Origin of the sequence: Marinobacter sp. UBA5687 (assembly GCF_002420325.1) — a bacterium.
GTDB classification, from domain to species: domain Bacteria; phylum Pseudomonadota; class Gammaproteobacteria; order Pseudomonadales; family Oleiphilaceae; genus Marinobacter; species Marinobacter nauticus.
Genome location: NZ_DIHV01000012.1, coordinates 1 through 10,755 on the forward strand (window position 1 = coordinate 1; position 10,755 = coordinate 10,755).

The following is a 10,755-nucleotide window of genomic DNA, read 5'->3' on the forward strand; positions in this document are numbered from 1 at the left end:
CCCTACGGTTTAAACAGCTTCCTTCTCCCGGCGGCCATACCAGTGGTTGTGGCCGGAGCGTGAAAGCAAGGAGGTGACAGCAATTGCTGCCGGTTTCTTTTTTGCTTTATCAATAAGGCCTTACAAGAAAGGCTTGATCAAAAGCGGAGCTCATTATTGCCATGTAACAGGCAATAAAAAACCACCCCTTGAAAAAGGGGTGAAGTATTCTAGGCCCGCAGGCCTGTTTGTGCAAGGTTTAACCGAGGCGCTGGCGCAACGCCTCATACAGACAGACCCCGGTCGCCACCGACACATTCAGACTGTCGACGTGGCCGAGCATCGGAATGTTGATCAACTGGTCACAATGCTCACGGGTCAGACGGCGCATGCCTTTACCTTCGGCGCCCATCACCAGAGCAACCGGCCCCTTGAAATCAGCCTGATACAAGGTGGCATCCGCCTCACCTGCCGTACCAATCAACCACACGCCCTGGTCCTTCAACTCCCTTAGAAAACGGGCGAGATTGGTCACCCGGACAAACGGTACCGTTTCTGCCGCCCCACAGGCGACCTTTCGGGCAACCGGCGTCAACGAGGCAGATTTATCCTTGGGCACAATCACGGCCTGCACTCCCGCCGCATCGGCGGTGCGCATGCACGCACCCAGATTATGGGGATCCGTCACGCCATCCAGCACCAGCAGGAATGGCGGCTTGTCACTGGCGGCCAACTGGGCAAGAAGATCATCCTCGGTCCACTCCCGGCTTTCCGCAACGGCAGCAACAACACCCTGGTGGACACCGGACACCCTCTCATCCAACTCTTTCCGGTGCACCACTTTCCAGGGCACCCCCAAACCGTCAAGGGCATCGGTAACCGACTTCACCCGCTTGTCCTGACGACCGGTCTGAATCCAGACCCTTTGCAACCGCTCCGGCTCTCTTTTCAGCACGGCATCTACGGCATGCCAGCCGAATACATATTCCTGAGACACTGACAATCAATTCCTGCGTATCGTGTTATTTACGACTCTTGCGCTTACGGCCCGAGCCTGACGGTTTACCTTTGACCGATTTGGACCGGGCCTCCCGGGCAGCCTCTGCGGCCAGCTTTTCCTTGGCGCTGGCCGGCTTACCGGATTTTTGCCCTTTACCGGAGCGACCACCCTTGCCCTTGCCCCGCGGCTCGCGCTTGGACACTTCCAGCGCATCGCGGTCTGCCTTCCGGCGCCTGGGGGTACTTACCAGCTCAAGATCGATTTTGCGGTCTTCCAGATCGACACGCACCACGCGGACACGCACTTCGTCACCCAGCCGGAAGCTGACGGCCGTGCGCTCACCAATCAGACGATGCTTGACGGCATCGTGATGGAAGTAGTCACCACTGAGCGTGGACACGTGTACCAGACCTTCGATGTAGATATCGGACAACTCAACAAAGAAGCCAAACGGCACCACCGCGCCGATAATGCCATCGTACTCCTCGCCCACGTGATCGCGCAGGAACTCGCACTTGAGCCAGGCCATGACATCCCGCGTGGCATCGTCGGCCCGGCGTTCGGTCATGGAGCAATGCTCACCCAACTGCTCCATACGGGCATAATCGTAGGGATACTCAGCCAATTCGGGATCGTGCACCTTCGGGGACACCAGATCTTTGGTCGCCTCGGGATTATGGATCCGGGACTTGATGGCCCGATGCACAATCAGGTCCGGGTAACGTCGAATTGGCGAGGTGAAGTGGGTATAACTGGCAAAGCCAAGACCAAAATGCCCGGCTTCTTCAGGACTGTACACTGCCTGGCTCAGAGAGCGCAGCATCACCATCTGGATGACATTGGCATCCGGGCGGTCGGCCACCTGACCCAGCAAGGCCTGGTAATCCGCCGATGATGGCTTGTCGCCGCCGCCCAGCTGCAATCCCAGCTCACCCAGGAACAAGCGGAGATTGCCCAAACGCTCTTCCGAAGGCCCGTCGTGCACCCGGTAAAGCGCCGGAATCTTGTGCTTCTTGAGGAAGCGGGCCGTCGCCACATTGGCGCACAGCATGCACTCTTCGACAATCTTGTGGGCATCGTTCCGGTGCACCGGAACAATTTCCTCAATCTTGCGCTGGGCATCGAAAACAATCTTGGTTTCCGTGGTCTCGAAATCAATGGCCCCACGCTCGGTGCGAGCCTTTCGCAACAACTTGTAGAGGCCATACAGGTTGTGCAGATGCGGCAGCAGATCCGCATAGTGGGCGCTGAGTTTGTAGCCCTGCTCCGTATCCGGATGCTCCAGCATGGCACTGACCTTGTTGTAGGTCAGCCGGGCATGGCTGCGCATTACGGCCTGATAGAAGGTATAGCCGCTGATGTTGCCGGCGGCACTGATGGTCATGTCGGCCACCATGCACAGGCGGTCGACATCCGGGTTCAGGGAACACAGGCCATTGGAGAGTTTCTCCGGCAACATGGGCACCACATGGTCCGGGAAATACACCGAGTTACCGCGCTGAATGGCCTCTTCATCCAGTGGCGACCCCGGGCGGACATAATGAGACACATCAGCGATGGCCACCACCAACCGATAGCCGCCACGGGGGCGAGGCTCGCAGTAAATGGCATCATCGAAGTCGCGGGCGCTCTCGTCGTCGATAGTCACCAGGCGCATGTTGCGGATATCCACCCGGTTTGCCTTGTCTTTCTCTGCCACTTCCGCCGGAATCGAGGCTGCTTGCTCACCTACGGCGGGCGGCCAGCTATGGGGGATTTCGTAGGAACGAATGGCAACATCTATTTCCATTCCCGGCGCCATGTGCTCGCCCAGAATCTCAATGACCTGGCCGGTAGGCTGGGTTCGAATCGTCGGCTGACGAATAATCTCCACCACTACATACTGGCCGTGAACCGCTTTACCCGCCTGCTCATCCGGAACCAGTATCTCGTGATTGATTCTGGCGTTCTCCGGCACCACAAAAGCAATGCCGCTTTCTTTAAAGAAGCGACCGACGATCTGGGAGGTGCGATGCTCCAGCACTTCCACAATCTTGCCTTCCCGGCGCCCGCGATCATCCACCTGATCCACCCGGGCGGCCACCCGGTCACCGTGGAACACCTGGCGCATCTGCCGGGCGGTCAGAAACAGGTCGGAGCCACCATCATCGGGGATCAGAAACCCGAAACCATCACGATGTCCAACCACACGGCCGGTGACCAGATCCGCTTCCTCTATCGGCAGGAACGCATCACGGCGGTTACAGATCAACTGTCCATCACGGCACATCGCAATCAGACGACGGCGCAACGCTTCAATTCCTTCCGCAGACGTCTGCCCGAGCTCCTGACACAGGGTCTCGTGCGTGGCCGGCGCGCCCCGCTCTTTCAGATGTTGGAGAATGTACTCCCGACTCTGGATGGGGTTGTCATATTTCTGGGCCTCACGCTGGGCATGAGGGTCACTTTGTTTGTTCTTCCTGGAAACCATTCGGATCCTTTCTGTCTCACCGCAAACCGTGCGGCATCATTCATGTTTGATGCAGTATAACGTTGGGATGGGAATGCTGCCTAACAAGGGCGCCAATATAGGCACAAATACCCTGAAATCGTCAGACTCTGCCGCCGAAACTTTTTTTGAAAAAAATGTTTGACAGCACCTGAACGAATCATTAAAGTACGCGCCATCGGTTGAGGGGCAACTCCTCACCACTGGCAGAAACGCTAGGTTTTCAATAAACTATACGCGAATCTGCAAATCACCTGCCGAGGTGGTGAAATTGGTAGACACGCTAGCTTCAGGTGCTAGTGGGGGCAACCCCGTGGAGGTTCAAGTCCTCTCCTCGGCACCATTTTCTTCCCCAGAAAATGGCCTAAGAAATTAAAAATCCCGAAAAAATCAGCAGCATCTGACGTCGAACTCGCCGTATTTACGCCGAGCATTTTGTGCTGTCTGGAAGGACGACAGACAGAACATCCATCGCCCTTTCCGCAAACCGCCTTACTCCGACAGCCTGTCCAACAGATAGTCCGAGAGGCTCTGGTACTCGTACTCCACTGTGGCATACGCCCGGCCCGGCCGGTCGAGAGGACCGTCACCGCAATCGGATGTGGCGACGAAATCGACCAGATACGCCGTCTTGAGCAGGTTCGGACGCTGCACATCCAGCTCTTCGCTGTTCAGTGCGTCGTAAAACAGCTGCCACTGGAACGCCCCGTTCGCAGAATCCACTTCTGGCCTATTTGCGGTCGCCCGATCCAGGAACGGGAACCGGAGCAAGCGGGCAAAAGAGACGCCATTGCGCTCATCAAGATCGTATTCATAGGCGCCAGCCCCGAAAAGATCGGAAGCGGCAACGTCACTGGTAAATGAGAAGGGAAACAGCCGGGTCGCATACTGGCCGTTGCGCTCGGTATCGTTAGGCGCAACACCCTGGGGCGCGCAGGAGGCTCCACCACCTGCAAACTCAACGGCTGCTTCCAGACCACCGCCCTCGGTAAGTTGATACCCGCTCACCAGATCCAGTGGCGGCTGCTCGCCATCCAGGACTTCCGCTGGAGAATTGGCCGACTCAACCTTCAGTTCGCGGTCGTCAGCCCTATCGGGCACAGACTCCACCAGGGTTCCCGCCTGATCGTCCCAAACCCAGCTGATGTCACTAATACCGTCCAGCTCGGTTCCCCCTGGCGTTACCCCGAGCGTCTGCTCATGACACGTAGTGACGGTATCAAGACTGGCCACGCCATTCTCCCACTCAAACTCAAGGCGCTCGTGCACGCCCTCCTCGTCGTACCAGATGGCACTTTGGGGTGAAAGGGCGGCAGATGGCAGCCACTGAGTCTTCAGGTTGGTCATATAGCCATCGGCCTGAAACAACCGGGCCATCTCAGGCAGCGAAATACCCATGCAGCCCCGGCTGGACACAGCCAGCAGCCTGCCACCTTCACTGTATTCAAACGACAATTCTGCCGAGGCGCCCAGATCCGAGGTATTGGTAGGCAATGTGTCTGATCGGGTTGGCCGTGCCGAAATCCGCTGGCTGACCAGCAGCCTGGGATTGCTGACTTCCACATCAACATCCGGCAGTACCAGCGTATCGGTATCCACATTGCCGTAGTTGCCACCGGATACAGCGGCATCGACAATCGCAATAACCTCATCAACGTTCTGAACCACGGAATAGCCAAGCAGGTACACCCCGTCACGCGGTAACAGGCTGGCCTCGCTGCCGTCACTGCCGTTCCCTGCCAGGTAATCGTTGTAGCCATCAGGAATCTGGCTAGCCATGAACCGCGCCAACCCCCGGGCATAGGCGTGAGCGCGGTCGTCATTGGCAAGGATATAGTCCTTCCACAGGTTGATACCGTCCAGATCAGCGAACCGATTATCCGGAATCGGGTTTTCAGTATTCCACTGTCCGGCCAGGCTCCGGAAACGGGCCAGCGTAGTCAGGGGGGTAATATTGGTGACGCCGGGGCTCGCTGACATCAAAAACGCCCGACTGACCGCCTCATCGCCGTAGCTGCGCTCCTCCAGGGTCTGGCCGGGAATCGCGAGGGCATAAAGCGGATAATCCCTGGGGTCCAGGTTTGCGCCGATCGATGGCGGAACATCCAGCGCGGAAACGTCCATGGAAAACCGCCCGCCGGGACCGCTCATCACGGTTGGCTCGCCGTCCTCGAGTATATGGGTATTACCGCTGTCCAGCTCAATCTCCACCGGCCCTGCGGTGTACTGACCATTGTCGTCAAGATCCAGCCAGACCCGGGCATTGTTGAGGTAACCGTCGATTACCCGCCCCTGGTAGGGCGCTCGCTCACTGTAGGTAACACCATCGAACTCCCGGCCATCAACCGGCAGGTCATCGGATTCATCGCCACAGCCGGCGATCGCAAGTGACAGCAGAGGAACGGTAACACTGATCAGACGTTTCATCGCGGCAACCATTTATCCTTGTTAGAGGTTGTGCCGCTACTTTAGGAGATGTGCCGCCGGGAGACCTTGACAGGCTTGGCAAATTGTAAAGTTTGGTAACGACCAGGCCCCGGAATGTGCCGGGGCCTGCAAATCGGGACAATTCGTCAGAACGACCGCGCCACGATTTCTTTCATGATTTCGTTGGTGCCGGCGTAGATCCGCTGCACGCGCGAATCGGCCCACGCCCGGGCAATCGGGTACTCCCACATGTAGCCGTAGCCACCGTGCAGCTGAACGCATTCGTCCATCACCTTGCATTGAAGGTCGGTGGTGTGCTGCTTGAGCATGGCCGCCGTCGGGATATCCAGTTTCTTGTCGAGGTGCAGCTCCAGGCAGCGGTCAGTGAACACACGGGCGGCCGTGATTTCGGCTTTCAGTTCAGCCAGCTTGAAGCGGGTGTTCTGGAAAGCGATGACGGGTTTACCGAAGGCCTTGCGCTCTTTCACGTAATCCAGGGTCCACTGCCAGGCGGCCTCGGCGGCGGCGACGGCGGTCAGGGCCACCTGCAAGCGCTCCGCCGGCAACTCCTGCATCAGCTGGAAGAAGCCCTGCCCTTCCATGCTGCCCAACAGGTTGTCTGCCGGTACTTTCACATCCTGGAAGAACAGCTCGGAGGTATCCTGAGCTTTCATCCCCACCTTGTTCAGGTTCTGACCTTTTTCAAAGCCCTCCCAGGCGGTTTCGACCAGCAACAAGCTGGTACCCTTGGCACCTTCTTTGGGGTCGGTCTTGGCAACGACAATCACCAGATCCGCCAGCTGGCCGTTGGTGATAAAGGTTTTCGAGCCATTCAGAATGTAGTGGTCACCCTGGCGAATCGCCGTGGTTTTTACGCCTTGCAGGTCGGAACCCGCGCCCGGTTCAGTCATGGCGATGGCGGTGATCATTTCACCTGAAGCCATTTTCGGCAGATACTTCTGCTTCTGCTCTTCCGAGCCGTAGTTCAGGATGTAGGGCGCCACGATATCGGAGTGCAGCCCCCAGCCAATGCCGGACAATCCGGCCCGGGAGATTTCTTCCATGATCACCGCCGAGTAACGGAAATCGGCCCCCACACCGCCGTACTCTTCCGGCAGCATGGGGCACAGGAAGCCCAGCTCACCTGCTTTCTGCCAAAGCTCGCGGCTGACCTGACCATCTTTTTCCCATTGGTCATGATACGGAGCTGCTTCCTGCTCCAGAAACTTGCGAACGGAATCGCGGAAGCCTTCAAGATCGGCGTCGAAAAGAGTACGTGGAATCATTGCTGAACCTCGGTAAACGGGTTGGTTTATCGTTGTGTTCAGCAAGTCTGTGGCGGGGCGGGGTTTCGCTCAATGGTGAAAACCATCAATCGCTTTGGCCAAAACCATCGCCCCGGAACGGGTCAGTCGGCTTTCTTCTCGCCCCAGCGGGGTACCAGAGTCTGCGGAAAATCCAGGTGGTCGAGAATCCGGGCAACCATGAAATCGACCAGATCATCCACCGACTGCGGGTTGTGATAGAACCCGGGGCTCGCCGGCATCATCACCGCACCCATGCGGGTAAGCCTGAGCATGTTTTCCAGGTGCACCTCAGAATAGGGCGTCTCCCGTAACACCAGAATCAGCTTGCGGCGCTCCTTCAGGGCCACATCGCCGGCGCGCTCGATCAGGTTATTGCTGGCCCCGGTCGCCAGGGCCGAGAGCGTACCAGTGCTGCAGGGGCATATCACCAGCGGCGCCTTCTCGCCGGAACCGGAAGCCGGTGGAGAAAACCACTCCTCCCGGCCAAAGACCTGCACCTGACCGGGCTGCGCACCGGCGAAGTCCGACAAGGCCTCTGCCATGGCAGGCGTAGAACCCGGCAGCTGGAACTCGGTTTCAGTCGCGATCACCACCTGGGCCGCCTTACTGATCATCACATTCACACGGCAACCATTGGCTACCAGGCACTGCAACAGACGAAGCCCGTACTGAGCTCCAGACGCGCCGGTAAACGCCAGATTAATCACGGGTGATTGTTCAGCCACGACGCTTCTCCAGTTCCGCCACCAGTTTCCGATGAATGCCGCCAAAGCCGCCATTACTCATGATCACGATGTGACAGGTCTCTGGCAGCCCCTCCAGGGCCTTTTCAATCAGTTGCTCCACCGAAGTCTCCACCCTGTGATGATCCAGCTCTCCGTATTCCGCCCGCCAGCTGTCCACCAGTTCCGGCAGCCAGTCCATATCACTGAGGTTACCCCAGAGCACCCGATTTGCCAGTGCGGCACTCGGAATCAGCGTCTGCTTGTGCACACCCTGCTTCATGGTATTGGAGCGGGGTTCGATAATGGCCAGGATTGGCTCATCCCCCACCCGGTTGCGCAACCCCTCCAGGGTGGACGCAATCGCGGTTGGATGATGGGCAAAGTCGTCGTATACGCGCACACCGCCGATTTCGCCCACCAGTTCCATTCTGCGCTTAACACCGGAGAACCGGCACAGCGCCGCCACCGCATGGTCAGGCGTAACGCCCACATGGCGGGCAGCGGCAATCGCCGACAGGGCATTACGCACATTGTGCAAGCCGGTCAGGTTCCATTTCAGGGTCGCCACCGGCTGCTCATGGTGGATGACCATGAAGCGGCTGCCGTCCTCAGCCAGAAGCTCTGCCCGCCAGTCCGCCGTGCGGCTGATCTCGCTGCCGATGGCCGTATCCTGCACAGGGCTCCAGCACCCCATCTCCAGGGCATTATCCAGGTGGCTGTCCAGAGCGGGTCGAATGATCAGGCCCTGAGACGGTACGGTACGCACAAGGTGGTGGAACTGACGCTCGATGGCTTCCACGTTTTCGAAAATGTCGGCGTGGTCGAATTCCAGGTTATTCAGAATCAGGGTATTCGGGCGGTAGTGGATGAACTTGGAGCGCTTGTCAAAGAACGCGCTGTCGTACTCATCCGCCTCGATCACAAAGAAATCACTGCTGCCCAGCCGGGCAGATACCGGAAAGTCCTGGGGCACACCGCCTATCAGGTAACCGGCATCAAAGCCGGCCTGGTCGAGAATCCACAGCAACATGGCCGTTGTGGTGGTTTTGCCATGGGTACCGGCTACGGCCATTACCCAACGGTGGCGCAGGACCTCCCGGGCAAGCCATTCAGGGCCAGACATATAATCAATGCGCCGGTTGAGCACTGCTTCCACTTCCGGGTTACCCCGGGACATGGCATTTCCGATCAGCACCAGATCCGGTTTCGGCTCCAAGTTCTCTGGCCGGTAACCTTCTGTCAACGCAATGCCCTGGGCCTCCAGCTGAGTACTCATGGGAGGGTAAACGCCCTGGTCCGAACCGGTCACCTTATGCCCCAGCTCCCGGGCGATCACCGCCAGACTGCCCATGAACGTGCCGCAAATGCCCAGAATATGTATATGCATTAAGGTTGTGCCTCCGGTTTGAAACCTGCCAAGCCTCTACCATACTTTCTGCGCGGTCAAGAGCCGGCATATGCTCATGAAAAACCGCGGTGTTTGGCGTATCATCTGCGCCATCGTTGAACCAGCAGGAGGCTTCAGCCCGAGATGGCTATCAAGAACGCATTTTATGCCCAGTCTGGCGGGGTCACCGCCGTTATCAATGCCAGTGCTTGCGGTGTTATCCAGACCGCACGCAAACATCCGGACCAGATCGGCAAGGTCTATGCCGGCCGCAACGGCATCATCGGTGCTTTGAAAGAAGAGCTGATTGATACCAGTCTGGAATCTGACGACGCCATCCAGGCCCTCATCCACACGCCCGGCGGGGCTTTTGGTTCCTGCCGCTACAAGCTCAAGAACATTTCCGAGAACCAGCGCGAATACGAGCGCCTGATTGAAGTGTTCCGGGCCCACGACATCGGTTACTTCTTCTACAACGGCGGTGGCGATTCCCAGGATACCGCCTACAAGGTCTCCCAGCTGGCCGACCGCATGGGTTACCCGATCACCTGCATCGGCGTGCCCAAGACCGTCGATAACGACCTGCCCTTCACCGACTGCTGTCCCGGCTTTGGTTCCGTGGCCAAGTACATTGCCACATCCACCCTCGAAGCCAGCCTGGATATCAAATCCATGTGTGAAACCTCCACCAAGGTCTTCATTCTGGAAGTGATGGGTCGCCACGCCGGCTGGATTGCTGCCGCTGGCGGACTGGCCGGACAGAGCGAAGGCGAGCCGCCTCACGTCATCCTGTTCCCGGAAATTCCCTTCAACCGGGAGAAGTTCCTGGAGCGAGTGGATCAGTGCGTGAGGGATTACGGTTACTGCGTGGTGGTGGCGTCTGAAGGCGCCCAATACGAAGACGGCCGCTTCGTTGCCGATGCCGGCGCCAAGGATGCCTTCGGCCATACCCAGCTTGGTGGTGTTGCACCGGCCCTGGCCAATATGTTGAAACAAGCCCTGGGCCACAAATACCACTGGGCAGTGGCAGACTATCTGCAGCGTGCAGCCAGGCACATTGCCTCGGCCACTGATGTGGAGCAGGCTTACGCGGTTGGCAAGGCTGCGGTGGAAATGGCCCTGGCAGGCAAACAGGCTCTGATGCCCACCATCGTGCGGGATCAGGCCAAGCCTTATCGCTGGTCAATCGGCGAGGCCAACCTCAGCGAGGTCGCCAACCAGGAAAAGAAAATGCCGATCCATTACATCACAGACAACGGCTTTGGCATCACTCAGGATTGCCGGGATTACCTGCAGCCGCTGATCGCCGGCGAAAGCTTCCCGCCGTTTGACGACGGTCTGCCCAGGGTTGCCAAGCTGAAGAACCAGCTGGTGGAGAAGAAACTGCGGACCGAGTTCGAACTCTGATCCGTCCCTGCAGTTGTCTAGTCCTGAAATAGGTT

The 10,755-nt window shown here is 58.2% G+C and carries 7 protein-coding genes and 1 tRNA gene; 2 read left to right on the plus strand and 6 right to left on the minus strand.

All coding sequences use genetic code 11. The annotated features are described in order from the left end of the window. Positions 1-238 precede the first annotated feature (238 nt). A complete protein-coding gene (rlmB, locus tag B3Y70_RS01065) occupies positions 239-976 on the minus strand; it encodes a 23S rRNA (guanosine(2251)-2'-O)-methyltransferase RlmB (protein WP_011785850.1) in 738 nt (245 codons plus the stop codon). A 25-nt stretch (positions 977-1,001) separates the two neighbouring features. After that, a complete protein-coding gene (gene rnr, locus B3Y70_RS01070; RefSeq protein ID WP_286894648.1) occupies positions 1,002-3,449 on the minus strand; it encodes a ribonuclease R in 2,448 nt (815 codons plus the stop codon). Positions 3,450-3,723: 274 nt separating this feature from the next. Between rnr and B3Y70_RS01075 the strand changes: the two genes are divergently transcribed. Continuing rightward, a tRNA-Leu gene (locus tag B3Y70_RS01075) sits at positions 3,724-3,810 on the plus strand. A 149-nt stretch (positions 3,811-3,959) separates the two neighbouring features. On the opposite strand, the gene B3Y70_RS01080 is transcribed toward B3Y70_RS01075, so the two are convergent. The 4 genes from B3Y70_RS01080 to mpl form a co-directional block, all read right to left on the minus strand. Then, positions 3,960-5,894 (minus strand): hypothetical protein, encoded by a 1,935-nt coding sequence (locus tag B3Y70_RS01080; RefSeq protein ID WP_273030644.1) that lies wholly within the window; start codon positions 5,892-5,894, stop codon positions 3,960-3,962. Positions 5,895-6,040: 146 nt separating this feature from the next. Then, positions 6,041-7,180, minus strand: coding sequence for an acyl-CoA dehydrogenase family protein (locus B3Y70_RS01085; protein WP_011785859.1), 1,140 nt, complete (start codon positions 7,178-7,180; stop codon positions 6,041-6,043). Between the two features lie 122 nt (positions 7,181-7,302). Continuing rightward, positions 7,303-7,926: a flavin prenyltransferase UbiX gene (locus tag B3Y70_RS01090; protein WP_286894651.1), complete on the minus strand. Its 624-nt coding sequence runs from the start codon at positions 7,924-7,926 to the stop codon at positions 7,303-7,305. Next, positions 7,919-9,313 carry a UDP-N-acetylmuramate:L-alanyl-gamma-D-glutamyl-meso-diaminopimelate ligase gene (mpl, locus tag B3Y70_RS01095; protein ID WP_286894653.1) on the minus strand — a complete coding sequence of 465 codons (1,395 nt, stop codon included), beginning with the start codon at positions 9,311-9,313 and terminating at the stop codon, positions 7,919-7,921. The genes B3Y70_RS01090 and mpl overlap by 8 nt, the downstream gene beginning before the upstream one ends. Before the next feature lie 144 nt (positions 9,314-9,457). Between mpl and B3Y70_RS01100 the strand changes: the two genes are divergently transcribed. Then, on the plus strand, positions 9,458-10,720 hold the full coding sequence (locus B3Y70_RS01100) for a 6-phosphofructokinase (RefSeq protein WP_273030637.1): 1,263 nt from the start codon (positions 9,458-9,460) through the stop codon (positions 10,718-10,720). Positions 10,721-10,755: the final 35 nt, after the last annotated feature.